This is a genomic window from Leifsonia sp. 10N434, from assembly GCF_056394405.1.
In genome coordinates, this window is sequence record NZ_JBFTHV010000002.1 from 73,555 (window position 1) to 100,001 (window position 26,447).

28 protein-coding genes are annotated in these 26,447 nt (G+C 67.3%); 19 read left to right on the forward strand and 9 right to left on the reverse strand.

Annotation, left to right across the window (positions count from 1 at the left end):
• Positions 1-4: 4 nt before the first annotated feature.
• Genes AC1DB1_RS05975 through AC1DB1_RS05985 form a run of 3 tightly spaced genes read left to right on the forward strand, consistent with a single transcriptional unit; the run spans position 5 to position 1,663 of the window.
• A complete protein-coding gene (locus AC1DB1_RS05975; RefSeq protein WP_477200133.1) occupies positions 5-1,081 on the forward strand; it encodes a hypothetical protein in 1,077 nt (358 codons plus the stop codon).
• A gap of 1 nt (position 1,082) precedes the next feature.
• Positions 1,083-1,358: a hypothetical protein gene (locus AC1DB1_RS05980; RefSeq protein ID WP_477200134.1), complete on the forward strand. Its 276-nt coding sequence runs from the start codon at positions 1,083-1,085 to the stop codon at positions 1,356-1,358.
• A complete protein-coding gene (locus AC1DB1_RS05985; protein ID WP_477200135.1) occupies positions 1,355-1,663 on the forward strand; it encodes a hypothetical protein in 309 nt (102 codons plus the stop codon). The genes AC1DB1_RS05980 and AC1DB1_RS05985 overlap by 4 nt, the downstream gene beginning before the upstream one ends.
• A 671-nt stretch (positions 1,664-2,334) precedes the next feature.
• Here AC1DB1_RS05985 and AC1DB1_RS05990 read toward each other — a convergent pair.
• A complete protein-coding gene (locus tag AC1DB1_RS05990; RefSeq protein WP_477200136.1) occupies positions 2,335-3,054 on the reverse strand; it encodes a hypothetical protein in 720 nt (239 codons plus the stop codon).
• Positions 3,055-3,340: 286 nt separating this feature from the next.
• On the opposite strand from AC1DB1_RS05990, the gene AC1DB1_RS05995 reads away from it, so the two are divergent.
• Entirely contained in the window at positions 3,341-3,589 is a 249-nt protein-coding gene (locus AC1DB1_RS05995) for a helix-turn-helix transcriptional regulator (RefSeq protein WP_477200137.1), read from the forward strand.
• A 130-nt stretch (positions 3,590-3,719) separates the two neighbouring features.
• Here the strand turns inward: AC1DB1_RS05995 and AC1DB1_RS06000 are convergent, their stop codons facing one another.
• Complete coding sequence (locus tag AC1DB1_RS06000; protein WP_477200138.1) at positions 3,720-4,865, reverse strand: tyrosine-type recombinase/integrase; 1,146 nt, start codon at positions 4,863-4,865, stop codon at positions 3,720-3,722.
• Positions 4,866-5,131: 266 nt separating this feature from the next.
• Positions 5,132-5,692: a dihydrofolate reductase family protein gene (locus AC1DB1_RS06005; RefSeq protein ID WP_477200139.1), complete on the reverse strand. Its 561-nt coding sequence runs from the start codon at positions 5,690-5,692 to the stop codon at positions 5,132-5,134.
• Between the two features lie 195 nt (positions 5,693-5,887).
• On the opposite strand from AC1DB1_RS06005, the gene AC1DB1_RS06010 reads away from it, so the two are divergent.
• Entirely contained in the window at positions 5,888-7,126 is a 1,239-nt protein-coding gene (locus AC1DB1_RS06010; protein ID WP_477200140.1) for an MFS transporter, read from the forward strand.
• Positions 7,127-7,147: 21 nt separating this feature from the next.
• On the opposite strand, the gene AC1DB1_RS06015 is transcribed toward AC1DB1_RS06010, so the two are convergent.
• On the reverse strand, positions 7,148-7,519 hold the full coding sequence (locus tag AC1DB1_RS06015) for an L-rhamnose mutarotase (RefSeq protein WP_477200141.1): 372 nt from the start codon (positions 7,517-7,519) through the stop codon (positions 7,148-7,150).
• A gap of 85 nt (positions 7,520-7,604) precedes the next feature.
• Here AC1DB1_RS06015 and thrS point away from each other — a divergent pair, with 85 nt between their 5' ends.
• On the forward strand, positions 7,605-9,587 hold the full coding sequence (thrS, locus tag AC1DB1_RS06020; protein WP_477200142.1) for a threonine--tRNA ligase: 1,983 nt from the start codon (positions 7,605-7,607) through the stop codon (positions 9,585-9,587).
• Positions 9,575-10,177 carry an HIT family protein gene (locus AC1DB1_RS06025; RefSeq protein WP_271178837.1) on the forward strand — a complete coding sequence of 201 codons (603 nt, stop codon included), beginning with the start codon at positions 9,575-9,577 and terminating at the stop codon, positions 10,175-10,177. Before thrS ends, AC1DB1_RS06025 begins: the two co-directional genes overlap by 13 nt.
• A gap of 14 nt (positions 10,178-10,191) precedes the next feature.
• Here AC1DB1_RS06025 and pdxY read toward each other — a convergent pair whose 3' ends face one another.
• Together pdxY and AC1DB1_RS06035 are read right to left on the reverse strand one after the other, a co-directional pair.
• Positions 10,192-11,043: a pyridoxal kinase PdxY gene (gene pdxY, locus AC1DB1_RS06030; protein WP_271178836.1), complete on the reverse strand. Its 852-nt coding sequence runs from the start codon at positions 11,041-11,043 to the stop codon at positions 10,192-10,194.
• Positions 11,044-11,084: 41 nt separating this feature from the next.
• Complete coding sequence (locus AC1DB1_RS06035) at positions 11,085-12,395, reverse strand: aminotransferase class I/II-fold pyridoxal phosphate-dependent enzyme (protein WP_477200143.1); 1,311 nt, start codon at positions 12,393-12,395, stop codon at positions 11,085-11,087.
• Between the two features lie 92 nt (positions 12,396-12,487).
• Here AC1DB1_RS06035 and pdxS point away from each other — a divergent pair, with 92 nt between their 5' ends.
• The 12 genes from pdxS (at position 12,488) to AC1DB1_RS06095 (ending at position 23,570) form a co-directional block, all read left to right on the forward strand.
• A complete protein-coding gene (gene pdxS, locus AC1DB1_RS06040) occupies positions 12,488-13,387 on the forward strand; it encodes a pyridoxal 5'-phosphate synthase lyase subunit PdxS (protein WP_271178834.1) in 900 nt (299 codons plus the stop codon).
• Positions 13,377-13,973 (forward strand): pyridoxal 5'-phosphate synthase glutaminase subunit PdxT, encoded by a 597-nt coding sequence (gene pdxT, locus AC1DB1_RS06045; RefSeq protein WP_477200144.1) that lies wholly within the window; start codon positions 13,377-13,379, stop codon positions 13,971-13,973. Before pdxS ends, pdxT begins: the two co-directional genes overlap by 11 nt.
• The gene (locus AC1DB1_RS06050) at positions 13,970-14,482 is read left to right on the forward strand and encodes an AAA family ATPase (protein WP_477200145.1); all 513 of its coding nucleotides are present in this window, start codon (positions 13,970-13,972) and stop codon (positions 14,480-14,482) included. Before pdxT ends, AC1DB1_RS06050 begins: the two co-directional genes overlap by 4 nt.
• A 90-nt stretch (positions 14,483-14,572) precedes the next feature.
• The gene (locus tag AC1DB1_RS06055) at positions 14,573-15,337 is read left to right on the forward strand and encodes a YebC/PmpR family DNA-binding transcriptional regulator (RefSeq protein ID WP_271178831.1); all 765 of its coding nucleotides are present in this window, start codon (positions 14,573-14,575) and stop codon (positions 15,335-15,337) included.
• Between the two features lie 14 nt (positions 15,338-15,351).
• Positions 15,352-15,939, forward strand: a complete 588-nt coding sequence (ruvC, locus tag AC1DB1_RS06060; RefSeq protein ID WP_477200546.1) for a crossover junction endodeoxyribonuclease RuvC — start codon at positions 15,352-15,354, stop codon at positions 15,937-15,939.
• The gene (ruvA, locus tag AC1DB1_RS06065; protein ID WP_477200146.1) at positions 15,936-16,556 is read left to right on the forward strand and encodes a Holliday junction branch migration protein RuvA; all 621 of its coding nucleotides are present in this window, start codon (positions 15,936-15,938) and stop codon (positions 16,554-16,556) included. The genes ruvC and ruvA overlap by 4 nt, the downstream gene beginning before the upstream one ends.
• Entirely contained in the window at positions 16,553-17,602 is a 1,050-nt protein-coding gene (gene ruvB, locus AC1DB1_RS06070) for a Holliday junction branch migration DNA helicase RuvB (RefSeq protein WP_477200147.1), read from the forward strand. Before ruvA ends, ruvB begins: the two co-directional genes overlap by 4 nt.
• 80 nt (positions 17,603-17,682) lie before the next feature.
• Positions 17,683-18,087, forward strand: a complete 405-nt coding sequence (gene yajC, locus AC1DB1_RS06075) for a preprotein translocase subunit YajC (protein ID WP_271178828.1) — start codon at positions 17,683-17,685, stop codon at positions 18,085-18,087.
• A gap of 63 nt (positions 18,088-18,150) precedes the next feature.
• Positions 18,151-19,878, forward strand: coding sequence for a protein translocase subunit SecD (gene secD, locus AC1DB1_RS06080; RefSeq protein ID WP_271178827.1), 1,728 nt, complete (start codon positions 18,151-18,153; stop codon positions 19,876-19,878).
• Positions 19,878-20,894, forward strand: coding sequence for a protein translocase subunit SecF (gene secF / locus AC1DB1_RS06085; RefSeq protein WP_477200148.1), 1,017 nt, complete (start codon positions 19,878-19,880; stop codon positions 20,892-20,894). The genes secD and secF overlap by 1 nt, the downstream gene beginning before the upstream one ends.
• 9 nt (positions 20,895-20,903) lie before the next feature.
• Positions 20,904-21,257 carry a rhodanese-like domain-containing protein gene (locus AC1DB1_RS06090; RefSeq protein WP_477200149.1) on the forward strand — a complete coding sequence of 118 codons (354 nt, stop codon included), beginning with the start codon at positions 20,904-20,906 and terminating at the stop codon, positions 21,255-21,257.
• A 69-nt stretch (positions 21,258-21,326) separates the two neighbouring features.
• On the forward strand, positions 21,327-23,570 hold the full coding sequence (locus AC1DB1_RS06095) for a RelA/SpoT family protein (RefSeq protein ID WP_271178824.1): 2,244 nt from the start codon (positions 21,327-21,329) through the stop codon (positions 23,568-23,570).
• On the opposite strand, the gene AC1DB1_RS06100 is transcribed toward AC1DB1_RS06095, so the two are convergent.
• The 3 genes from AC1DB1_RS06100 to AC1DB1_RS06110 form a co-directional block, all read right to left on the reverse strand.
• A complete protein-coding gene (locus AC1DB1_RS06100) occupies positions 23,540-24,136 on the reverse strand; it encodes a type IV toxin-antitoxin system AbiEi family antitoxin (protein ID WP_477200150.1) in 597 nt (198 codons plus the stop codon). The two genes, AC1DB1_RS06095 and AC1DB1_RS06100, sit on opposite strands and share 31 nt — an antisense overlap.
• Before the next feature lie 87 nt (positions 24,137-24,223).
• Positions 24,224-25,453 carry a DUF349 domain-containing protein gene (locus tag AC1DB1_RS06105; protein ID WP_477200151.1) on the reverse strand — a complete coding sequence of 410 codons (1,230 nt, stop codon included), beginning with the start codon at positions 25,451-25,453 and terminating at the stop codon, positions 24,224-24,226.
• 102 nt (positions 25,454-25,555) lie between these two features.
• A complete protein-coding gene (locus tag AC1DB1_RS06110; RefSeq protein ID WP_477200152.1) occupies positions 25,556-26,323 on the reverse strand; it encodes a peptidylprolyl isomerase in 768 nt (255 codons plus the stop codon).
• Positions 26,324-26,447: the final 124 nt, after the last annotated feature.

A 26,447-nucleotide genomic window follows, 5' to 3' on the forward strand; every position in this document is an offset into this window, starting at 1 on the left:
GAAAATGGCACGCAAGACCAGCACCCCCGCCCACAAGAAGATCAACTACACGAGCGATATGCGCAACGTGTGGATTCACATGGACCTCACCCGCACGACCGGAGTTCCCGAAGTCGACGAGGCATTGCAGAAGTTCGCCGGCGTCGTCGAGCAGCAGAGCAAGCTCGTCGCCAGGATCGAGCAGCAGCGAACCGTCGTGCTCGACATTCAGAACCGCGCGAGTGCCGGCCTCGTCAACGTTTGGGCCGAGGAGGGGCTCTCGGATGCGGCGCTCGACGAGCTCGCCAACGGGTACGGCAAGCTCCCCGAGATTGAGGTGGAGCAGAAGCGTCTCGCCGTCCTGCTTGAGCAGCAGCAGGCGGCCAACATCGGCGTGCAGCAGGCCGCGCGTGCCGTGCTCGGCCTCACCGCAGAGCACGGGGACTCCATCCGCGACTACAACCAGCGGGAGGCGCTCAACGCCTTTGACGCGGACCTCCTCGGCGCGTCTGCGGCCATTACCGACGCCGTCGACCGACTCGACTACGCGCTCAGCATGGTCGAAATGATTGATCGCAACCGCGACGAGGGCGCCCGCTCGGGTGATCCCGAGGCCTTCACTCGCCTCGCTCCACGGGGCGTGCAATCGATGGCGGCCCTCAAGATCGGTCGGGACTCGTTGATGGCTGGTCTCGCAACGATCGCGGAAGCGCTCGAATCCATCCGGATCGGATACGAGGTGTCGGACACCCCAGGACCACCGAACTGGTGCCCGGCAAGTTCCACGCCCCTGACGTGCCGGCCGACGACGATGACGACTCGTTCGATGTCGACATTGCGACCGCGTGAGGCGATCGTGACTGACTCCGAACTCCGCCGGCTCCGCACACTGCGGGCCGACCCGCGCCGCGATGACGATGAGGAGGCCGAGTATCGCATCCTCATGAAGCTGGCGGCCCTTGAGGTTGAGAGCGCCGAGCTCCGCCTCATCGAACTGCGCTCGCTCTCCGCCGATGTGCGAGTGCCGATCATGAGCGCCGACGACAACGACAACGACAACGACGCCGAAGACTTCGGCGACTGGGATGGAAGGGACGATTGACATGACCGAAAACGAGATGAGCGCCACCGAACGCCAGGCGGCACAACTCAAGGGCACGCTCGACCACTACGCGACGGGCGTGCGCCAGCAGCAGGCAGCCGATGCAAGCCGCTTCAACGCTCCCTCTGCGGCCACCGACCGCCAGGTGCGCGCCGCTGGCCTGGCGCAGCCGACTAGCGCGCCGTCGGAAGCCACGGCCGTGCGGGACGCTGAGGCTCGCCTCGACCGCAAGCTCAAGGCGTTGGGCATCGATCCCGACGACCTCGACGACGAATGAGTGACGAGATCGCCCAGGGGGCCAACCTCAGCGATCTGACGATGGCGCTCGATCGGCTCGACAAGGTCGCCGCCACCGCGGTAGGCCAGATCGAGCGGGCTGCCCAGGCTGTGACTCGGTCAGGCGCAGTCGGGCTGGTGGACTACCGGGCCGAGAAGATCATCTCCGACGCGCTCGGGGTCATTCTCCGGGTCGAGCAGGATCGCGCAAAGCTCCTCGGCCTCTACGCTCCGCAGCAGCTATCTGTCGAGTCGACCGACTACGGCAAGGAAGCCGAGGAACTCCGCAACCTGCTCACGCAATAGACCCCCGGCGCGATTCCATGTGCCCGCGCCGGGCACGACGGCCCCCTTGCCAGTGGAAGGCGAGGGGGCCGTCTTTTGTCCGACAGCAACCTCAACGGGGTGCCCGACTACATCAGGCGAGCGACACGCCGACCGTCGACAAGACATCAGCGAGCCGCCTAGGGCCAAGCAGCCAGCACCACTCCCGGTCTAGACCTCCGCGAGGCACGAACGAATGGGTGACGTTCACGACCGGCTATCCCGCCGAGCTGCAACACGCATCGGATGTGTTCCGAGCGTCGTAGGCCCGACGTAGTCTTTTACCCTCACCTCGCAGAAAAGCCTCGGCTCTAAGCGAGTCGAGGCTTTTGCAAATTACTGACAATCATGTCGGCTGCAACCGACATCAAACAGGAAGGTGGAACGCCCAATCGTGATCCCCGAGAACCCGTCCGACTTAGGACACAATATCCCACCAACCGCCGACATCGGAACAATGCGCAGGTTCCACGCGGCGTTTTCTCCCGACATGCTGAGCCGCATGCGTGGAGTCATCTCAGTGCTGCTGGATATCGGCAAGCTCATCGATAAGGGCCTCGCGATGTACCGCGGATTCGGCTTCGGCCTCCCGCACCACGCGTAGCTGAATCGGGGTCGGCGCGTCGCATCCGGCGACGTTGCCGGCCCGCCAATCATTCTCGGTAAAGGGTGGGATAGAGGAGTTCTTCGGTCGCGCGAATGAAGGCGGCGCTTAGCTGAAGGGCTCCATTGCACTGCTTCATCGTCGTCGACATCGCTCGATCCTTGCGAGAGGAGTCACCGCGACCGCGCGGGTCTTTCAAGTCGAGCTCATGGGCAATCTCGTTTCGGGCCTCGAAGAAATCCCGGAATGACTCAAGTTCCTGGTCGGAAAATCGCCCCGTGGGCTCGATGCCTAGCGCGTCGCGGACGTCCTTGAGAGCCTTCTCGCCCTGGAGGCTGCGCTGCGTCATTGTCTCGACGTAGCACCGGTGCAGCGCCTTCTCGATATCCAAGGAATTCAACACCCTGATTGCATTGCCCGCTTCGTCCTTCACCAGATTCGATATGAACGCACCGCGTTTCGTTCGCGCGGCCTTGTTTGCGAGCAATATCTTGTGCAGACAGTCCTCGATGAGCGCCTTAAGTACCGCATCGATGCCTGCGCCAGCAAACAGAATTGCTGCTCGAAGCAGATCGCTTTCGGGGTGCTTGAGGCGGGCGAGCTTGACACCACCGAGCCGCTTTGTCTCGCGCAGGTACTCCAAATTGTCAAGCAGGCCCTGTACCGCTTCGTGCGCACCGCGAAGGCGTCCATATGCGCCTGCGAATTCTGGTCGCCTTGACCGAACCGCAGGCAGGGCAACTAGCTTGAGCTTTACCGCCGTGGCCATAACTGCTCCCTCATCTGCCCGCGTTGGCGAGAAGACTATCGGCCACGCTTCATAAGATCGAGGACCCGATGGGAGGGAGGGAGGAGGCGGTGGGGAGCTACGGCCACCGCCCCGACCCCGGCCATCGGCGGCAGCTTAACAGGCAGCGCCGACGAATATCCGGCATTGTCTGCCCCTGTCGGATAGAGTGCTGGTACGTCCCTTCGGGGCCGCCGTTGCCGCCATGAGGCCGGGTAAGCCCCGGTAGTCGCCCACGAGGGCGCAGTCATGAACCGAGCCCGAGAGGGTGTCGTCATTCGGGAGTGACCTACTCGATACGAGAGGTCACGTCATGGCTAACGCCGAACTCATCACCATCGCCGAGACCGCGAAGCGGTTGGGTATCTCCACGCGAACCGTCGAGCGCTGGATCAAGCAAGGCCGGCTCAAGGCCATCCGACTCGGCCCGCGCCTCGTGCGGGTCAAGTACATCGACCCCGAGCAGATGGGCGATCCGATCCCGGCCGTCTTCACGGGCGGCGGTTACGGGTACTAGCCCTCCTCCGCTACATGGGCGGGCGGTTCGTCGGTCGGTGCCTGGAAACAGTCGGTGACGTGGATGAGTCGCCCGTCCTTTTCGCGCTCAAAGTGGCCGCCGTCCGGGGCGGGGCCGAGGTAGTGGCCGCTCATCCCATCCTCCGCGCGAGCTCGGCGTCACGCTCGGCAGAGGCATGCTGATACCGCATCGCCGCGGTCACGGAGGAGTGGCCCAATCGTGCCTGGAGGTCTTTGATGGTGGCACCCGTCTGAGCGTATTTCGTGCCGCCGTGGTGGCGCAGGGCGTGCCAGGGCATGTCAGGGCGTCCAGCGGCCTCACGCGCCGGGTAGTAGTGCTTTACGAAGGTCGATTCGGCCAAATGCGTCTCGCCGTCACGAGCGGGGAAGAGCAGTGCTTCGTCGTCGGTGCGCTCGACGTGCTGAGCGAGGTGCGCCAAGATGGCGCCGAAAGTGCGAGGGGGCATTGAGACCGAGCGGACTCCCGCAGCGCTCTTCGTCTTGCCGACGACGTAGCCGACGCCCGGCGTGTGCGTCACGGCGCGCGTCACATGGATGATGATGGCGAGCACTTCGTCGGGGCGAGCGGGGTCGGTGGAGCGGATGACCTCGACATCCTTGCGACGGAGCTCGGTGAGTTCGCCGTAGCGGAGCGGTCCCCATGCGGCGATCGCTACCGCGGCCTTGTACTTCTCCGAGATGGCTTGCTCGATGAGGTCGAGTTCGAGGTCGGTGGGTGGCTTGACCTCCTTGCCGGTCACGGCGGATGCGAGGCCGCGGATGTCGCAAGGGTTCGACGCGATGCGCTTGTCTTTGACGGCGTCGGCCATGACCGACTTGAGAAGGGAGTAGGCGCGGGCCGTCTGCGTTACGGTGCCGGCCTTGGCTTGCTCACGTTCCCACGCGTTGACGACGTCGGGCGTGATGGCGGCGAACCGCATAGCTGCCAGGTCGGCAAGGGGACCGGCGAGGAGGCGGCCATACTCTGCGCGGGTGCGGATGCGGAGGGGCTCACCCTTCTTGTTGCGCCTCTTGTCGATCCACCGATCGGCGTACTGCGCGAGGGTCTCCGTTGTGCGCTTGGTCGCCTCGGGGTCAAGGCGTTCGCGGATGAGGTCGGCTCGGATGATGCCGAGTTGAGTGCGGGCATCCCGCTCGTTGCCGAAGGTGACCTCGGGGGAGTAACGCCTCCCGTTGTGCGTGTAGCGGATTCTGTAACGCCCCGAGTTGAGCTTCTCGACGGTGCCCCATTGGCGGGCTTGTCGCTTGGCTGGCATCCGTAACTCCTCGCGTGGGCTGAGCGTGGGCTGAATTGTGTCCACGCGTGTCGTCTTGAGTCTACTCGTGGCGGGTGCCTCGCGCCTGATTGATCCCAGTGTTTTCAAGGGAATCGGGGGAGTTGCCAGTCATCTAGCGGAAGTAGGTGAATCGTCCTGATACTGGTTCGATCCCAGTATCGCCCACAGAGAGAAGCCCCCGGAGATCCGGGGGCTTTTTCCGTTTTTAGTGGAACTGTCCGTTTCGAATCCGGGCGTGCGCGTGGTTACGCGCTGGGTCGGTAGCGCAGCGCGGTCACTCCTGAGCGGAACTCCTGGCGATCCACGAGCTCGAGCTGGATGTGCTCGCGCAGGCCAGCGAGCAACGTCGGCCCGTTTCCGGCGAGGATCGGCTGCACAACGAACACGTACTCGTCGATCAGTCCCAGATCGGCCAACGCGAGGGGAAGCGTCACCCCGCCCACGAACAGGCCGTCGCCCGGCTCCTGCTTGAGTCTCTCGACCGCTTGCCTCAGGTCTCCCGGCAGCAGCTCGGCATTCCAGTCGACGCCGCTCAGCGTGCCCGACACGACGTGCTTCTTCGCCGCATCGATCGCCTCGGCGAACGGGAGCTGCCAGTCGTCCATCCACTCGGGCCACGCGCCCGTGGCCGGCCGCCGCCACGCCGACTCCATCATCTCGTAGGTCACCCGGCCGAAGAGCAGAGCATCTGCACGCTCCATCTCACCAGTCCAGTAACGCATCGACTCCTCGTCGGGAGGAAGCCCTGCCTCGTGATGGCAGCAGCCGTCGAGAGTGACGTTGATGGCGTATCGAAGGGGTCTCATCTCGTTCTCTTCCGTGATTCGAGCGGCCGTACCTACCCGAACGTACGCTCATGCCGACCGCATCCACATCTGAGTTCCCGTTGCGCCGGATATCGGTCCGCGTCGACTGGACACGGCGGTCGGCGCGCCTCGATAATTCGGTGTGATCCCTGCCCCACCCTTCACCTTCGCCCATCCGACCGTGCCGTGCGCTCGATGACCGCCCCCGCCGTCGTCGCCCCCTCGACCGCCGAGCGACGGGCGCGCGTCGCGGTCGCTGCCCTGTTCTTCACGAACGGCGCGATCTACGCGAATGTGATCCCGCGTTTTCCTGAGATCAAGGCCGCCCTCGGACTCAGCGACACGCTCTACGGCCTCTCGATCGCCGCCGTGCCCGTCGGCGCGCTCCTCTCGGGTCTCGCGGCCGGCACGTTCATCCGGTGGCTGGGTTCCGCTCGGCTGGCGGCCATCGGCACCGTACTGCTCGCCGTCGCGATGTTCGTGGTCGGGCTGACTGCCGCCCCTTGGATGTTCGCAGCCAGCCTGTTCGTCGTCGGGCTGCTCGACTCGATCACCGACGTGGCCCAGAACGCCCACGGGCTGCGCGTGCAGCGTCGCTACGGCCGTTCGATCATCAACTCGTTCCATGCGATCTGGTCGCTCGGCGCCGTCACGGGCGGGTTCATGGCCGCCGCGGCCATCGCCCTCCGCCTTCCGCTGTCCGTGCATCTGCTCGGCACCGCGGTGCTTTTCTCCGCGACGGCGATCGTGGCCTTCCGCTTCTGCCTCCCCGGACACGACGAGGCCGTGCCCGACGGGGCCGTACCCGACGTTCCCGTAGCACTCAACAGCGTGCGACGCAGGGCCCGGATCTCGCCGCGCATCGTCGCCCTGATGGCCGGCCTGGCGCTCATCGCCATCGCGAGCACGATCGTGGAAGACGTCGGCAACTCGTGGGCCACCCTCTACCTGGCCGACTCGCTCGCCGCGCCGGCCGCCCTGGCCGCGACGGGCTACATCGCGCTGATCGGCTTTCAGTTCATCGGGCGGCTCGTCGGGGACCGCCTGGTCGACCGTCTCGGCCAACGAGCGGTGGCCAGGGCGGGCGGGGTGCTCGTCTTCATCGGGATGGCCGTCGCGCTGGCGTTCCCGTCGATCGCGACGACCCTGCTCGGATTCGCCGCCGCCGGCTTCGGAATCGCGACGCTCGTACCCGCCACGATGGCCGCTGCCGACAGCATCCCCGGCCTGCGGCCCGGCACCGGATTGACCGTGGTGACGTGGTTGATGCGGCTCGGCTTCCTGCTCTCACCGCTCATCATCGGCGTCGTCTCCGACGCGACCGATCTGCGGGTCGCCCTCCTGATCGTTCCCATCGCCGGCGTGATCATCATCGTGCTCGCGGGCGTCCTGAAGCGACGCGTCACGATAGACGGAACCCCGAACCCGTCGTGACGGTGTTGACGGTGTTCAACGTCAGCCGGTGAACCCCTCGGCCCGCGCCCGGCTCAGCTGAGCATCCAGGTTGAAGACCTCGACCAGATCGGTGAAGCCCTCAACCCCCGCCTGGGAGCGGTCGAAGAATTCCTCCATCTCGGCCTGCCAGCGGGCGTCGACATCCGTCGCCGTCAACTGCGCCTGAGAGGCCGCCGGGTCGTCGCACTCGTAGTAGCCGAACAGCGCCCCGTCGCCGCGGGAGAAGATGCTGTAGTTGCGCACCCCTGCCGCCTCCATCTCCGCGAGGAACTCCGGCCACACGGCGGTGTGCCGGTCGAGGTACTCGTCGAGCCGGTCGGGCTTCACCCGGAGCTGGAAGGCCACCCGGCGGGTCTGTGCGTCTGCGCTCATGGCCAACAGCATAGGGATGGTCGGCCGGGACGCCTGCCCGCACTAAAGTTGAACCGTCCAACAACGAACATTAGGAGTGGAACAGGTGGCTGACGGCTTCGAGCTCTTCACCGACCGTTCCGTTGTCGCCATGCGCGTCAACGGCGAACTGAAAGATCTCGCGACGCAGGTCACGACCACCGACACCGTCGAGCCGGTCACGATCGACTCGCCCGACGGTCTGAACATCCTGCGCCACTCCACCGCTCACGTGCTCGCACAGGCCGTGCAGTCGATCAATCCGGAGGCCAAGCTCGGCATCGGGCCGCCCATCACCGACGGCTTCTACTACGACTTCGATGTCGTCGAGCCGTTCACCCCGGAGGACCTCAAGACCCTCGACAAGGAGATGTCGCGCATCGTTCGTGCCGGCCAGCGCTTCGTGCGCCGGGTCGTCACCGACGACGAGGCGCGCGCCGAGCTGGCGGACGAGCCGTACAAGCTCGAGCTGATCGGCCTCAAGGGCGGAGCGCAGAAGGGCGACACCGCGGCGTTCGACGCCGAGGAGAGCGTCGAGGTCGGCGGCGGCGAGCTGACCATCTACGACAATGTCGACCCCAAGACCGGCGAGACCGTCTGGAAGGACCTCTGCCGCGGCCCGCACCTGCCCAACACCCGGATGATCGGCAACGGCTGGGCGCTCACCCGCGTGGCCGCCGCCTACTGGCGCGGCTCGGAGAAGAACAAGCAGCTGCAGCGCATCTACGGAACGGCCTGGCCGACCAAGGACGAGCTGCGCGCCTACCAGACCCGCATGGAGGAGGCCGCCAAGCGCGACCACCGCAAGCTCGGCGCCGAGTTGGATCTCTTCAGCTTCCCCGACGAGATCGGCTCCGGTCTCGCGGTCTTCCATCCTCGTGGCGGCATCATCCGCAACGAGATCGAGAACTACATGCGCGAGCGGCTCATCGCCAACGGCTACGAGCTCGTCAACACCCCGCACATCACCAAGGGGCGCCTGTACGAGATCAGCCAGCACCTCAACTGGTACCGGGAGGGGATGTTCCCTCCGATGCACCTCGATGAGGAGACGGATGCCGAGGGTCACGTGACCCGCCAGGGCCAGGACTACTACCTGAAGCCCATGAACTGCCCGATGCACAACCTGATCTACCGGGCGCGCGGTCGCAGCTACCGCGAGCTCCCGCTGCGGTTGGCGGAGTTCGGCACCGTGTACCGCTATGAGAAGAGCGGCACGCTGTCCGGCCTCACGCGGGTGCGCGGCCTCACGCAGGACGACGCGCACATCTACGTGACCGAGGACCAGATCAAGGACGAGGTCGCGCGCCAGCTCGAGTTCGTTCTCGAGACGCTGCGCGGCTACGGCCTCACCGACTTCTACCTCGAGCTATCGACGAAGGACCCCGACAAGTACGTCGGCTCCGACGAGAGCTGGGAGCAGGCGACGGAGACGCTGCGCGAGGTCGCCGTCGAGTCCGGCCTGGAGCTCGTGGACGACCCGGGCGGCGCCGCGTTCTACGGCCCGAAGATCTCGGTGCAGGCCCGCGATGCGATCGGTCGCACCTGGCAGCTCTCGACCGTGCAGCTCGACTTCAACCAGCCGGAGCTGTTCGAACTCGAGTACAACGCGGCCGATGGCACGCGCAAGCAGCCGGCGATGATCCACCGCGCCCTTCTCGGCTCGATCGAGCGCTTCTTCGCGATCCTGCTCGAGCACTACGCCGGCGCTTTCCCGGTCTGGCTGTCGCCGATGCAGGTCGTCGGCATCCCGGTCGCGGATGCGTACGGCCCCGTGCTCGACGACGTCATCTCCCGTCTCCGGGCGCGCGGCGTGCGGGCCGAAGTCGACCACTCCGACGACCGGATGCAGAAGAAGATCCGCACGCACACCAAGGCGAAGGTCCCGTACCAGCTCATCGTCGGTGAAGAGGATGCCGCGGCCGGCACGGTCAGCTTCCGCTTCCGCGACGGCACTCAGTGCAACGGCGTGACCGTGGACGAGGCGATCGAACGCATCGTGTCGTCGATCGCGAACCACGAGCAGGTCGTCACGGCATGGCTCGACTGAGCATCGACGACTATTCCGGCCAGGCAGCCGGGGGAGACGACGGGGCATCCGACGCGGTGCGCATCGACGACCCCGGCTATCTGGTGGGTGTGCCCGACGAGTTCCAGCGCCTCTGGACGCCGCACCGGATGGTCTACATCCAGCACGGTCAGCAGCCGGGACATGAGGACTGCCCGTTCTGCGTCGCTCCGACCATGAGCGACGAGGACGCCCTCATCGTCCATCGCGGCACGCACGCGTTCGCGTTGCTCAACCTGTTCCCCTACAACAGCGGCCACGTGCTCGTCTGCCCGTACCGGCACGTCGCGCTGTACGACGAGGCGACGCCGGAGGAGGTCGCCGAGATCGGCAGCATCACGCAGACGGCGATGCGCGTCATCCGGCAGGTGTCGAAGAACGACGGCTTCAACCTCGGCATGAATCAGGGTGCGATCGCCGGAGCAGGGATCGCCGCGCACCTGCACCAGCACATCGTGCCGCGCTGGGCGCAGGACGCCAACTTTCTGCCGATCATCGCCAAGACCAAGGCGCTCCCGCAGCTCCTCGGTGATGTGCGGACGGCGATCGCCGAGGCCTGGCCGACGGACTGAACCGGCGCGCGGCGTCAGCGCACGCGACGCACGGGGAACTGCTCGAGCGGGTTCGCGTAGACGTCCTGCGACTCGACTAGCTTGAGCTCCCGCTCGCCCGACTCCAGCGTGCGCGCGAGCAGGTCGTACACGCTCGAGACCGTCTTGCGGAGGGCGAGCTCGGCGTCCCCGGTGCGCACGTAGTGGGCGGTGAACAGGGCGGCGGTGACGTCGCCCGAGCCGTTGGCCTTCATCGGCAGCCGCGGCGTCTGCACGATCCATGCGCCCTCGTCGTCGACGGCGAGCATCTCGATCGTGTCGTCGGGGCGGTCCGGTCGTTCGACGCTCGTGACGAGGACCGTGCGCGGCCCCATGGCCCGCGCCGCGTCCACCGAGTCCAGCGTGGACTCGAGCGTGTCGGGCGAGGTGTTGGTGAGGTACCCGAGCTCGAACTGGTTCGGGGTGATGATGTCGGCGACCGGCACGACCCGGTCGCGGAGCAGGTCGGGGATCGCCGGGGCGACGAAACAGCCGGATGTCGCATTGCCCATGACCGGATCGCAGGCGTACACGGCATCCGGATTGGCGGCCTTGACCCGCGAGACGGCGTCGACGATCACATCGCCGATGCCTTCGCTGCCCTGGTAGCCGGAGAGCACTGCGTCGATCTGCCCGAGCACACCGCGCTCCTCGATGCCGGTGATGACGTCGCGCACGTCCTCCGGGGCGATGAGCGGACCGCGCCATGCGCCGTAGCCGGTGTGGTTGGAGAAGTTCACGGTGTAGACGGGGAGGACCTCGACCCCGATGCGCTGGAGGGGGAACACGGCGGCGGAGTTGCCCACGTGACCGTAGGCCACCGCGGACTGGATCGAGAGGATCTTCATCCGTCGATCCTCTCATCCCGCGGAGGCTGTGCTCGCCTCGGTCAGCGGGTGGCCTCCGCCAGGTCGTCGATGAGGCGGGCGGTCTCCTCGTCGGTGAGGTCGTGCACCGTGAGCCGCAGGTGGTGCGAGGGGGCCGACCGCTCCGACAGGACGAACTCGTCGCCGGTCCTGGCGAGCCAGCCCCGCAGCACGAGCCGCTCCGCGACGATCTTCGCCTCGACGGGGAGACTGACCCAGAGGTTGAGGCCGTCCTCCGCCTCCGTCGGCAGACCGCGCTCGGTGAGCCGGGCGGCGAAGGCCGCGTTGCGTTCGGCGTAGTGGCGACCGGCCGCGGCGATCTCGTGCAGCACCGTCTCGTCTGTCAGTTGAGCGAGCACAAGACGCTGCAGCAGATGGCTCACCCAGGTCGTGCCGGGACTGAGCCGGAGGGCGAGCCGCTCCGCCGTCTCCGGATCGGTCGCCGCGACGGCGAGGCACATATCTGGCCCGAGGAACTTGGACACGGACCGGACGAGGGCGAAGCGGCGGTGTCCCTCGCCGATGAGCGTCTCGTACGGCCGCTGGGAGAGCATCGAGAAGTGGTCGTCCTCGATGACGAGCACATACGGATGCTCGGCGAGCAGCGCGCGCAGGTCGGCGGCCCGGCGCGGCGAGAGGGTCGCGCCGGTCGGGTTCTGTGCGCGCGGGGTGCAGATGATCGCCCGCACGCCGTCGTCGAGAGCGGCGCGGAGGCCGTCGACGGTCATCCCCTCGGAATCCACGGGGACCGGAACGGCCCGGTAGCCGCCCAGGCGCACCGTGTGGATGCTGGCGAGGAAACAGGGGTCTTCGAGCGCGACCGCGTCGTCGCGCAGAAGCGCCTGGGCCAGAAGTCGTTCGACGGCGTCGACGGCTCCGCTGGTGACGGTGATCCGGAGGTCCCGGCCGGGGAGATCGTCGCGCACCCAGGCGAGCGCACGGTCTTCGAGGGCGGGGTCGATCACGGGCTCCCCGTACAGCACGGGTCGCCCGGTCGCCCGCGCGAGCGCCGTGGTCGGATCGGGGATCAGGCGGGGATCCGGGTTGCCGGTGCCGATGTCGCGGAGGACCGAGTCGGGCGCGTAGCCCTCCTGGGCGACGGCCTCGTGGCCGGCGATCACCGTCCCGGCTCGGCCGCGGGCGACGACCACGCCGGCCTGCGCGAGCAGACGGTAGGCCGCCACGGCCGTGTTGCGGTTCACGCCGAGCAGGGCGGCCAGTTCCCGCACCGGGGGGAGTGCGTCACCCGGTCGCAGCGCACCGCGTTCGTGGAGCGTTCGCACGCTCGCGGTGATCTCCGCCGCCGTCGCGCCCGTGATGATCTGTTCGTCCATGTCGCTCCGAGCTCGAGCCTAACGAGCACCAGGGGGAGTGATATCGTTTGGCATAGGTCAAATACTACTGAACGACGGACGAGAGGACCACGATGGTCGACACGGAGAGCACAGCGACGGGATCGGACCGCGTCAAGCGCGGCCTGGCCGAGATGCTGAAGGGCGGCGTGATCATGGACGTCGTGACGCCGGACCAGGCACGCATCGCCGAAGACGCCGGTGCGGTCGCCGTGATGGCGCTCGAACGAGTCCCCGCCGACATCCGTGCGCAGGGTGGTGTCGCCCGCATGAGCGACCCCGACCTCATCGAGGCCATCATCGCCGAGGTGTCCATCCCCGTCATGGCGAAGGCCCGCATCGGCCACTTCGTCGAGGCGCAGGTGCTGCAGGCGCTCGACGTCGACTACATCGACGAGTCCGAGGTGCTGAGCCCGGCCGACTACGTGAACCACATCGACAAGTGGGGCTTCACCGTCCCCTTCGTCTGCGGTGCAACCAACCTGGGTGAGGCGCTGCGCCGCATCAACGAGGGCGCCGCCATGATCCGCTCGAAGGGCGAGGCCGGCACCGGCGACGTCTCGGAGGCGACCAAGCACATCCGCAAGATCAAGTCGGAGATCGCGGCGCTCACCTCCATGAGCCGGGACGAGCTGTACGTCGCGGCCAAGGAGCTGCAGGCACCGTACGCGCTCGTCGCCGAGATCGCCGAGACCGGCACGCTTCCCGTCGTGCTGTTCACCGCCGGCGGCGTGGCCACCCCGGCCGACGCGGCGATGATGATGCAGCTGGGCGCCGACGGCGTGTTCGTCGGATCGGGCATCTTCAAGTCGGGCAACCCCGAGCAGCGCGCGGCCGCGATCGTCAAGGCCACGACGTTCTACGACGACCCGTCGGTCATCGCCGAGGTGTCCCGCGGACTGGGCGAGGCCATGGTCGGCATCAACGTCTCCGACCTCGCAGCGCCGCACCGCCTCTCCGAGCGTGGCTGGTAGCACCAGAGTCGGCGTCCTCGCACTGCAGGGGGATTTCCGCGAGCACATCGCGGTCCTCCGCTCCCTGGGCGCCGACGCGGTGCCGGTGCGCCGGCCGTCGGAGCTCGCCGAGGTCGGCGGCCTGGTGATCCCCGGCGGCGAGTCGAGTGTGATGGACAAGCTGTCGCGCACGTTCGGCCTCGCCGAGCCGCTGAAGCAGGCCATCGCCGGCGGTCTTCCCGTCTACGGAACGTGCGCCGGCCTCATCATGCTGGCCGACAGCATCCTCGACGGGATCGCGGGCCAGCAGACGCTCGGCGGCCTCGACGTGCAGGTGCGGCGCAACGCCTTCGGTTCCCAGCTCGACTCGTTCGAGACCGATCTCGACATCCCCGCGGTCGGCGCCGAGCCGATGCACGCCGTGTTCATCCGGGCGCCAATCGTGCACAGCGTGGGGGAGCGGGCGACTCCGCTCGCCCGGCTCGCCGACGGCCGCGTCGTCGCCGTGGAGCAGGGCGCCCTGCTCGGCACGTCGTTCCACCCCGAGATGACCGGCGACGTCCGGTTCCACGAGTACTTCCTGAGCAAAGTGCGCGCAGCGGCATGAAGCTGATCGTGCTGCGGGGCAACTCGGGATCGGGCAAGAGCACGGTCGCGAGAGAGCTGCGCCGGATGCTCGGAGACGGGGTCGCTCTCGTCGAGCAGGACTACCTTGCGCGCACCGTGCTCGGCCAGCAGAAGACGGACGCCGGAGGCAACCAGGAGCTCATCGCCCTCGTCGCCCGGCACGCGCTCCACGCATCCGATGCGGTGGTGGTCGAGGGAATGCTGTCGAGCGCGCGCTACGCCGCGATGCTGCGCGAGCTGGCGTCGGAGCCCGGCGTCACCGCGTGGTTCTACTACTTCGACGTGCCGTTCGACGAGACGGTCGCCCGGCACGCGACGCGCGACAAGGCCGGCTCGTTCGGTGCGGACGAACTGCGTCAGTGGTTCGTGGACGACGACCTGCTCCCGTTCGTGCGCGAGCGGCTGATCCCCGCGCAGAGTTCGGCGGCGGAGACAGCGGCGACGATCGTCGCGGAGGCCGGTCTGCGCCCGGGCGCGCTGCCCGGCTGACCGGCGCATCCGCGGCGCGCGGAGTACGGATCCGCGGGAGCCGAGGCTCTACAATGGTCAGGATCTTTGAAAGCAGTCTGAGGGAGCACAGTGTCCGGGCATTCCAAGTGGGCCACCACCAAGCACAAGAAGGCCGTGATCGACCAGCGTCGCGCCAAGTCGTTCGCGAAGCTGATCAAGAACATCGAGGTGGCGGCCAAGATGGGCGGCGCCGACATGTCCGGCAACCCGACCCTCGTCGACGCGGTGCAGAAGGCGAAGAAGACGTCTGTCCCGAACGACAACATCGACCGCGCGATCAAGCGCGGAGCGGGCCTCACCGGTGAGAGCATCGACTACGCGACGATCATGTACGAGGGCTACGGCCCCAACGGCGTCGCACTGCTGATCGAGTGCCTCACCGAGAACAAGAACCGCGCGGCCGCCGAGGTGCGCACCGCGATGACCCGCAACGGCGGCACTATGGCCGACCCGGGCAGCGTCTCCTACAACTTCCACCGCAAGGGCGTCATCGTCGTCCCGCACGCCGACGGCGTGGATGAGGACGACGTGCTCACCGCGGTGCTCGACGCCGGCGCAGAAGAGGTCACCGACCGCGGCGAGACCTTCGAGGTGCTCACCGAGGCGACCGACATGGTCGCAGCCCGTGCGGCGCTGCAGGATGCAGGAATCGACTACGACTCCGCCGACGTCGAGTTCGTCGCCACGGTCAATGTCGAGGCCGACGCCGAGACGGCGCGCAAGGTCTTCCGCCTGATCGACGCGCTCGAAGACTCGGATGACGTGCAGAACGTCTACACCAACCTCGACCTGACCGCTGAGGTCCAGGCCGAGCTCGAGTCCGACTCCGAGTAGCGGCCGACATGTCGGTGCGCGTCCTCGGCATCGACCCCGGCCTCACCCGCTGCGGCGTCGGCATCGTCGACGTGCATCCGGATCGGCGTGCGACGCTCGTGGCGGTCACGGTCATCCGCACGCCGCCGGCGATGCCCCTGGAGCAGCGTCTGCTGGCGGTCGGCAACGGCATCGAAGAGCTGCTGGACGCCCACGGCCCGGCCGTCGTCGCCATCGAGCGCGTCTTCGCCCAGCACAATCTGCGCACGGTGATGGGCACCGCGCAGGTGAGCGGTGTCGCACTGCACGCGGCGGCGAAACGCGGACTCCCGGTCGCCCTGCACACCCCGAGCGAGGTGAAAGCAGCGATCACCGGCTACGGTTCCGCCGACAAGAAGCAGGTGCAGGCGATGGTGGCGCGCATCCTGGGTCTGGCGGAGGTGCCGAAGCCGGCGGACGCCGCCGACGCGCTCGCGATCGCCATCTGCCACGCCTGGCGGGGTGCCCCCGCAGCAGCCGCTGGCCCGGATGGCGGCGACCTGACGCCCGCTCAAGCGGCATGGCGCGCCGCGGAACGCTCCAGCAGCCGAGCGTCGGCGGCGCCACGTAGGCTGGCCAGGTGATCTCCTCCCTCCGTGGCATCGTTCTCTCAGCGAGCGGTGGAACGGCCGTGATCGAGGTCGGCGGTGTCGGATTCTCGGTGCAGTTGACCCCCGACCACGTCCTCTCCCTCCGCATCGGTGACGAAGCGTTCGTGATGACCTCCCTCATCGTGCGCGAAGACGCGCTCTCGCTCTTCGGATTCTCCGACGTCGAGCAGTTGCAGGTGTTCGAGCTGCTCACGGGCGTCTCCGGCGTCGGGCCCAAGTCCGCCATCGGCGTGCTGTCGGTGCTCTCTCCCGACCAGATCGCCGAAGCCGTCGCGGCCGACGACGATGCGCCGTTCCGCAAGGTGTCCGGCATCGGACCCAAGACCGCGAAGCTCATCGTCGTGTCGCTGGCCGGAAAGCTCACCGTCACGCGACGCGCCCCGGTGTCGCGCGCGTCCGCAGCTCCGTCATCGATCGGCGACAGCGTCCTGGTCGCGCTGGTCGGCCTGGGCTGGCCCGAGAAGGTGGCCGCCGAGGCCCTGGCAGAGGTGGTCGCGGAGACCGACGAGAGTCACCGCGACAGCATGCAGGCGCTCCTGCGTCTCACTCTTGCGCACCTCGGTCCGGCGAAGCAGAGCGGGCTGGCATGACGGTGAGCGACGCCAGCGACCCCACCGCTCCCGAACTCGAGTCCGAATCGGAACTGGCCTTCGAGGGCGCCCTGCGCCCGCGCTCGCTCGCCGAGTTCGTCGGGCAGGCCAAGGTGCGCGGCCAGCTCCAGCTGCTTCTCACCGCGGCGAAGATGCAGGACCGCACCGCCGACCACATCCTGCTCGCCGGCCCTCCCGGGCTCGGCAAGACCACGCTCGCGATGATCGTCGCCCATGAGAGCGGGCGTCCGCTGCGGCTGTCGAGCGGTCCCGCGATCCAGCACGCGGGAGATCTGGCGGCCCTGCTGTCCTCCCTCACACCTGGTGAGGTCCTCTTCATCGACGAGATCCACCGGATGGCCCGCTCCGCCGAGGAGATGCTGTACCTGGCGATGGAGGACTTCCGCATCGACATCATGGTCGGCAAGGGAGCGGGGGCGACGTCGATCCCGCTCGACCTCGCGCCGTTCACCCTCGTGGGCGCCACGACGCGGTCCGGTCTGCTGCCCAACCCGCTGCGCGACCGCTTCGGCTTCACGGCGCACCTCGAGTTCTACGACGAGGCGGAGCTCACGCAGGTGCTCCAGCGCGCGGCGGTGATGCTCGACTTCGACATCGACAGGGCGGCCCTCGCCGAGATCGCCGGACGCTGCCGGGGCACACCGCGCATTGCGAACCGACTCCTGCGCCGGGTGCGCGACTTCGCCCTGGTGCGCGGGGGAGCCGCCGACATCGAGGCCGTGCGCGGGGCGCTCGAACTCTACGATGTCGACCCGCTGGGCCTCGACCGTCTCGACCGCGCCGTACTGCACGCCATCCTGGAACGCTTCGGCGGGGGACCGGTCGGGCTCAACACCCTCGCCGTCTCGGTCGGTGAGGAGGCGGAGACGATCGAATCGGTCGTGGAGCCGTTCCTGGTGCGCATCGGGCTGCTGTCCCGCACTCCGCGCGGTCGCGTGGCGACACCGTCGGCGTGGCGCCATTTCGGGATCGACCACCCGCAGCAGGTAGGCTCACAGCAACCATCACTGATGGATGACTTATAATTCAAGCTGGCCTGTCGGCCAACCATTCTCAAACCGATTGAAGCGGCCTTGCGCCGCGCACTGGAAGGTGACCCCAACTCATGGGTGACACAACTCTGACCATTGTCATGGTCGTCGTACTGGCGGCCCTGGTCTTCTTCATGTTCCGCAACAGCCGCAAGCGTCAGAAGGAGGCGGCTGAGACGCGTTCGAAGATGGTCCCCGGTGTCGAGGTCATGACCAACTTCGGCCTGTACGGCCACCTGCTCTCCGTCGACGACGACGACAACACCGCTCTCATCGAGACCAGCCCGGGCACCGTCATCAAGGTGCACCGTCAGGTGCTCGCGCGCGTCGTCGAGCCCAAGGTCGACGAGCCGGCCGAGGTCGAGACCGCTGCCGCCCCTGAGCTGAACGAGGATCACGCCGTCCCGCTCACCGAGCCCGAGTTCGGAGAGCGCGTCGACGACGTCTCGAAGAAGCCCGGCGCGAAGAGCGACGACTGACCCCATTTCCTGTGTGCCCGCGTCGGTTCGGCGCGGGCACGCTCGTAGAAAGCTGAGTATTAGGTGGCAAAGTCGACCCCGGTCAAGAAGGCCTGGCGTTCACTGAGTTGGCTCGGCGTCATCGTCGTGGTGCTCCTCGGTACGCTCACGGCTGGCGTCATCTGGAGCAACGCGACGTGGCTGCCCAAGCTCGCTCTCGACCTCCAGGGCGGAACCCAGATCATCCTGGCGCCGCAGGTGCAGAACGGCCAGGCGATCGAGCAGCAGCAGCTCGACCAGGCCGTGTCGATCATCCGGCAGCGCATCGACGCCGCCGGCGTCTCGGAGTCGGAGATCTCGACCGAGGGTTCGAAGAACATCGTCGTCTCGATCCCCGGCACCCCCGACCAGCAGACGCTCGACCGCATCAAGGCGAGCGCCAAGCTCGACTTCCGTCCGGTGCTCATCTCGGGCGGCCCGACCAACGAGGTCGTCGGGGCCGACGGCAAGACGACACCGGCACCGAGCCCGGCTCCCGGCCTGCAGTCCACGCCCTCGACCAAGCCCACCAACGGCAGCGACCTCGCCTGGGTGACGCCGGAGCTCCAGGCGCAGTTCAACGCGTTCTCGTGCGACTCGGACGCCGCCAAGAACACCGGTACCGCGCCGACGGACGAACCGCTCATCACCTGTGACGACGGGGGCACGGTCAAGTACCTGCTCGGCCCCGTCGAGGTCCGCGGTCAGGACATCAAAGACGCCAACAGCGGGCTCATGCAGAGCTCCAGCGGTGTCAGCAACGGTCAGTGGGCCGTCAACATCATCTTCAACGATGCGGGCACCAAGGCCTTCGCCGACGTCACCACCCGCCTGAACGGCCTGACCGGCGCGCAGAACCAGTTCGCGATCGTGCTCGACGGCAAGGTCATCTCGGCCCCGACCACCAACGCCGTGATCACCGACGGCCGTCCGCAGATCAGCGGTAACTTCACGCAGGACAGCGCGAAGACCCTGGCCGACCAGCTGAAGTTCGGCGCGCTGCCGTTCTCGTTCAAGGTGCAGAGCCAGGACACGATCTCGGCGACGCTCGGTTCGTCCCAGCTGCTCGCAGGTCTCATCGCCGGTCTCATCGGTCTGATCCTGGTCGCGATCTACACCCTGTTCCAATACCGCCTGCTCGGCTTCGTCACGATCATTTCGCTCGTGGTCGCCGCCCTGCTCACGTACCTCACGATCTCTCTGCTCTCGTGGCACTACGGCTACCGCTTGTCGTTGGCAGGTGTGGCGGGTCTGATCGTCGCGATCGGATTCACGGCCGACTCGTTCATCGTGTACTTCGAACGAATACGCGATGAGTTGCGCGACGGCAGAGGTCTCGAATCCGCCGTCGAGGCGGGTTGGAAGCGAGCCCAGCGCACGATCTACGCCTCCAAGGCCACCAACCTGCTCGCCGCCGTCGTGCTCTACGTGCTCGCCGCGGCCAACGTCCGTGGATTCGCGTTCACCCTCGGACTCACGACGATCATCGACGTGCTCGTGGTGCTGCTGTTCACGCATCCGGTGCTGCAGCTGCTCGCGAAGACCCGCTACTTCAACAGCGGGAGCCCGTGGAGCGGTCTCGACCCGCAGGCGCTCGGTGCCGTGTACCGCGGCGCCGCTCAGTTCCGCAAGCCGGTGGCTGTCGCACCCGGAAAGGCTGCATCCGCCAGCAAGGAGGCGGCCCGCCGCCAGACCATCGCCGAGCGCAAGGCGGCCGAACTGGCCTCCGCATCGGCGTCGTCGGATAGCAAGAGCGGGGGGAAGGACTCCTGATGGCCAGTCGACTCACCACATTCGGTAACGACCTCTACACCGGCGCCCGTTCGTTCGACTTCGTCGGCAAGCGCAAGATCTGGTACTGGATCGCGGCCGTCATGGTCATCCTGTCCATCCTGATCCCCGTCATCAAGGGCGGCTTCAACTTCAGCATCGAGTTCCGTGGCGGATCGCAGTTCACGATCACCAACGTCGACGACACCTCGACCGCCAAGGCGCAGGATGCGCTGGACAGCGTCGTTCCCAACAAGGTCGCTCACGTCACCACGGTCAACAACGACTCCGTTCGCGTTCAGACCGACCAGCTGACCGAGACGCAGACCAAGGAGGTAGCGGACGCGCTGGCGAAGGCCTACGACGTGCCCGCCACCGACGTCTCGTCGACGTTCATTGGACCCTCGTGGGGCGCGGATGTGACGCAGCAGTCGATCCAGGGCATCGTGGTGTTCCTGTTGCTGGCGTTCATCGCGATGGCCCTCTACTTCCGCACCTGGAAGATGTCGGCGTCGGCGATCATCTCGCTGTTCCACGACCTCATCATCACGGCCGGCATCTACGCGCTGGTCGGGTTCGAGGTGTCTCCCGCGACCATGATCGGCTTCCTGACCATCCTGGGCTACTCGCTCTACGACACGGTCGTCGTCTTCGACAAGGTGCGTGAGAACACCAAGGAAGAGCTGGAACTCACCCGCCGCACGTTCGCGGAATCGGTGAACCTGGCGGTGAACCAGACGCTGGTGCGATCGATCAACACCGCCGTCGTGGCCGTGCTGCCCGTCGCCTCCATCCTCTTCATCGGAGCATTCGCGCTCGGCGCCGACACCCTGCGCGACATCTCGCTCGCGCTGCTCATCGGCATCATCGTCGGAACCTACTCGACGATCTTCCTTGCTGCTCCGATGTACTCGCAGTTCCGCGAGGGCGAGGCTGCCATCAAGAAGCACGACGCGAAGGTGCTCTCCATCCGGCCCAAGGCCGCCGCACCGCAGCCGGTGCCGGTCACGGCGGAATAGAAGGTGACCGTGAGCGGTTCTTATCTCGACGAAGACGAGGTGAGCGCCGCGCGCGCGAGCGAACTCGTCGGAGCGGGTTCGGCCTGGCTGCTCGACGTCCGCGAGGCGCACGAGTGGGAGGCCGGACACGCGCCGGATGCTCACCACATCCCGCTGTACGAACTCCAGACGCGACAGCACGAACTGCCCGAGGATCAGCAGATCCTGGTGATCTGTCATTCGGGTGGTCGCTCCCGTCTTGCGACGGACGCGCTCAACCGGGCGGACTATCCCGCGGCCAACGTGGCCGGCGGGATGAGCGCGTGGCAGGCGCACGGCGCCGCCGTCGTCCGTGACGACGGCTCTACGGGAGACGTCGTCTGAACGCCGGAGTCGGCCCCGTGAACGAGCGGGGTGTCGCGGCGGCGATAATAGGGAGAAGGAGGCGCGCGCATGGTTGATACGACACAGACTGCTTCGCTGCGCCGCCTCGTGCCGCGCATCTTCTCGCGCGCGCAACCGGCGGGAGCGGTCGACACGCTCATCCGGACGGTGCGGCTGCACCATCCGAAGGCCGATCTGTCGCTGATCGAACGCGCCTACACGGTGGCCGAGCGCGCCCACTCGGGACAGAAGCGCCGGTCGGGCGAGCCGTACATCACGCACCCCGTCGCGGTCGCGCAGATCCTCGCCGATCTGGGGATCGGCGCCAAGACGATCGCGGCCGCCCTCCTGCACGACACGGTCGAAGACACCGAGTACACCCTCGACGAGCTGCGCGACGCGTTCGGCGATGAGATCGCGATGCTCGTCGACGGCGTGACCAAGCTCGACAAGGTCAAGTACGGCGACAGCGCGCAGGCCGAGACGGTCCGCAAGATGATCGTGGCGATGTCGAAGGACATCCGCGTGTTGATCATCAAGCTCGCCGACCGGCTCCACAACGCCCGCACCTGGGGGTTCGTGCCCGCCGCGTCGGCGACGCGCAAGGCGACAGAGACGCTGGAGATCTACGCGCCGCTCGCGCACCGCCTCGGAATCCAGACCATCAAGTGGGAGCTGGAAGACCTCTCGTTCGCGGTGCTCTATCCGAAGCTCTACGCAGAGATCGAGAGCCTCGTACGGCAGCGCACTCCCGAGCGCGAGCGCCTCGTCCAGCAGGTCATCGACTCGATCAACGACGATCTGAAGAGCGCGAAGATCCGCGGCAAGGTGGTCGGGCGACCCAAGCAGTACTACTCGATCTACCAGAAGATGGTCGTGCGCGGACGTGAGTTCGACGAGATCTACGACCTGGTGGGCATCCGGGTGCTCGTGAACTCGGTGCGCGACTGCTACGCCGTGCTCGGTCAGATCCACGCGCGCTGGACGCCGATGCCCGGGCGTTTCAAGGACTACATCGCCACGCCGAAGTTCAACCTGTACCAGTCGCTTCACACGACGGTGATCGGTCCGGAGGGCCGCCCGGTCGAGATCCAGATCCGTACGGAGGAGATGCATCAGCGCGCCGAGTTCGGTGTCGCCGCGCACTGGAAGTACAAGGAGCAGACGACAGGCAAGAGCTCCGGTGGCCCCGCCAAGGACGACACCGACCTCGCCTGGCTCGCGCACATCTCCGACTGGCAGGCCGAGACCGCGGACCCCAGCGAGTTCCTCGACTCGCTCCGCTTCGAGATCGGTGCCAAAGAGGTCTACGTCTTCACGCCGAAGGGCCGCGTCATCGGCCTGCCGGCCGGCGCGACGCCTGTGGACTTCGCCTACGCCGTGCACACCGAGGTCGGCCACCGCACGATGGGCGCGAAGGTCAACGGTCGCCTGGTGCCGCTCGAGAGCACCCTCACGACCGGGGACGTCGTGGAGGTCTTCACGTCGAAGAACCCCGACTCCGGTCCGAGCCAGGACTGGCTCAATTTCGTCAAGAGCCCGCGTGCCAGGAACAAGATCCGCCAGTGGTTCACCAAGGAGCGCCGCGACGAGGCAATCGAGCAGGGCAAGGACGCGATCGCCCGTGCCATGCGCAAGCAGAACCTGCCGCTGCAGAAGCTGATGTCGCAGGACTCCCTGGTCGAGGTCGCGTCGCTGCTCAAGTACGACGACGTCTCGTCGTTGTACGCCGCGGTGGGCGAGGGTCACGTCTCGACGCAGTCCGTGATCGAGAAGGTCGTCGCGTCGGTGCAGACCGAGGCCGAGACGGATGGCGACCTCGAGCTGCCCGTCAAGGGACGGTCTCGTCAGCTGCGCAACAGCGACTCCGGCGTGCTCGTGCGCGGTGCACCGGACATCCTGGTCAAGCTCGCGAAGTGCTGCACCCCGGTGCCCGGCGACCCGATCGTCGGCTTCGTGACCCGCGGGGCCGGTGTCTCCGTGCACCAGGCGAGCTGCCACAATGTGCAGTCGCTGCTGCAGGAGCCCGAACGGATGATCGACGTCGAGTGGGCGCCGAGCTCCAAGAGCGTGTTCCTCGTGCAGATCCAGGTCGAGGCCCTCGACCGGGCCGGGCTGCTGTCCGACGTCACACGCGTGCTCTCCGAGCACCACGTGAACATCCTGTCGGCCACGGTCACGACGTCGAGCAATCGCCTCGCCCTCAGCCGATTCGTGTTCGAGATGGGGGACACCACTCACCTCGACCGCGTGCTGAACGCGGTGCGCCGGATCGACGCCGTCTACGACGTGTACCGGGTGAGCGCGGGCTGACTCTCGGGTGCGGCCCGATGCTGCGGGACCGCTGCGAGCCGGACCAGGGCTCGGCGCGTGCCGGGCGACTGGATGTGCCGTTTGATGTGCGCCTGGCACTCCGCCGGTGCGACGCCGGCCAGTGCCAGAAGCGCCTGCACCTGTAGGGCGAGTCCCGCCGTGAATCGCTGCTCGGTGCGGAGCAGATCGACCACGGTGCGCAGCGGCGAGGTGAGCCGCGCGCGCCCGACGCGCAGCACATCGCCGCGTTCGAGTGCGCACTGACGCAGGTCGATGCCGGGCGGATTCGATGCTGGGCCCCGTCGGGCCCGGTCGACGCACGCGTGCAGCACGGGAGGGGGCTCCGCCCTGACGCCGTGGATCCAGGCCGCCGTACGACGATCGGCGATCATGGACGGCGCGGCGAGGAGGGCGAATGCCTCAGCGCGCAACTCGTGCGTGTCGGGGGTGTCGAGCGTCGCGTAGGAGTCGCCGACCCGGTAGAGCTGTCCGTCGAGCCGCAGGGCGCACAGTTCGGCCTGCGGGATCGTGGGAGGGCCGAGAAGCCGGGGGAGCACCGATGTCATGCACCCAGCTTCGCGCCGCACCCACCGGTCGAGGGTCGTGCAGAGAAGAGTGGTGGAGAATCCGCCCTGTGGACGGACGCACCGCGTCTACTGCAGCGCGTCGAGCCAGATCTTGCGGGCGTCCAGTGCTTCCTGTGCTTCCTTGACCTTGCGCTGGTCGCCGGACGCCTTGGCGTCGTCGAGCTCCTGCTGAAGCTTCGCGATCGCCTCGGTGAGCTGGCTCGCGAGCCCCTCGGAGCGCGCCTTCTTCTCGGGGTTGTTGCGCTCCCAGTGCTCTTCGTCGAGGCGGCGCACAGCGGCCTCGACCTTGCGGAGCCGGTCTTCGATCGGGCGCACCTGATCGCGCGGCACCCGGCCAATCTCATCCCAGCGCTGCTGGATCGAGAGGAGCGTCGCCCGAGCCGACTCGCGGTCGGTGGCTTTGAGCAGCGGCTCCGCCTCGTCGAGGAGGGCGAGCTTCAGCTCCAGGTTGGCCGAGTACTCCTCGTTGTCCTTGGCGTCGACCTCGGCCTTGGCGGAGTAGATCGCGTCGCCGGCGGCCTTGAAGCGGGCCCAGAGGGCGTCGTCGTTGCGCTTGCCTGCGCGCCCGGCGAGCTTCCACTGGTCGAGCAGCTGACGGTACTCGGGGACGCCGTCGGCGCCACGGGGGATCAGCGCCTCCGCCTGCTCGATGAGCGCGGTCTTGCGGGCCCGGACATCGCGGTGCTGGTTGTCGAGTTCGGCGAAGAAGGCCTTGCGGTTGTGCTCGATCGTCGAGCGCGCGGTGCGGAACCGCTTCCACAGCTCGTTCGCCTCGTTCTTGGGGATGCGCGGACCATCGTGCTGGTGGGTCTGCCACCGGGTGAACAGCGAATCGAGAGCCGAGGTGGTCTGCTTCCACTGCGTGCGCGCAGGATCCTCGGCGGCAAGGGCCTCGGCCTCGACGACGATGGCCGTGCGCTCAGCGACGGCCTGCTCGACCTGGGCCTTCGCCTCGGCGCTCTGCTGCTCCGTGAGCTCTTCGACGGTTCCCCCGAGGGTGTCGAGACGGGCGGCGAGCGAAGCGAGGTCGCCGACGGCGTTGGCGCCGGCGACGCTCGTGCGGAGCGATGCGACCGCCTTGGCGATGTCCGATGCGGGGGCGCCGCGCTTGGCGCGCTGCTCGAGCAGCGTCACCTGGCCGGCGAGGTCGGTGTACTTGCGCTCGAAGTAGGCGAGAGCCTCTTCGGCCGTGCCGTCGGGATACTGGCCGACGGCCCGCTCGCCGTCGCCCTCGCGCACGAAGACGGTGCCTGTCTCATCGACACGACCCCACGGTTGCTGATCAGTAGTAGCCAAGACCCTCACCTTGCTGATGACGTTCCGAGCGGGAGACCGCCCACAGTTGCGATTCAGCCTATTGCACGCAGGGGCGGCGTGCAGCCGCCCCCGGATGATCCGCTACTGGAGCGAGAAGCTGTCGATGGTCGTCGCGACGACCGGCTTGCCATCCGTTCCGCCGCCCTGCACGCCCTTGTCCGTGACGCCGGAGATGAGCTTGTCGAGTCCGCTCGTGACCTTTCCGATCACGGTGTAGCCGCCTGCGCTGTCGGACGGGATCTTGGTGTCCTTGTACACGATGAAGAACTGGCTGCCCTGGCTCGAGGCGTTGTCGCTCTGTCGCGCCATGGCGAGCGTGCCCGCCGGGTAGATGTCGTCCTTCGGTGCGTTCTCGATCGGACCGTACGAGTATCCGGGACCGCCGGAGCCGTCGCCCTTGGGGTCGCCGCACTGCAGCACATAGAAGCCGCCGTTGGTGAGACGGTGGCAGGTGAGCCCGTCGTAGAAGCCCTTTGACGCGAGCCCGATCGTGCTCGACACGGCCTGCGGTGCCTTCGCGCCGTCGAGGTCGACCCCGAGCGCGATGTCGTTGATCGTGAGGGCGCCCGTCCAGTGGCGGTTGCCCGCGAGCGTCTTCGGCGGCAGCGTGTAGGTCTGCGCAGAGGCCGACGGCGAGGCGGATGCGCTCGGCGTCCCCGGCTTGGCGAAGTACAGCAGCTGCGTGGCCACGGCGAGCACGATGACGACGAGCACCGCTCCGCCGGCGATCCAGTTGTCGCGCTGACGCCGCTTGGTCTTGGTCTCGTGAACGGTCTGGCGCGCCTGATAGGCGCGCAGCCGCTCTCGGGCCTGCCGGGCTTCGCGGTCGTTCTGCCTGTTTGATGCCACGTGATTCCTCCGAGGGCGCGCCGTCGTGCGAACGATCCGTCGCGCCACCGGCCGCGGATCAGGATGAACTTTATGCGACTTGCCTATGGGTGACAAAGTCGCCGCTCCCAGCCAGCATGTCGGC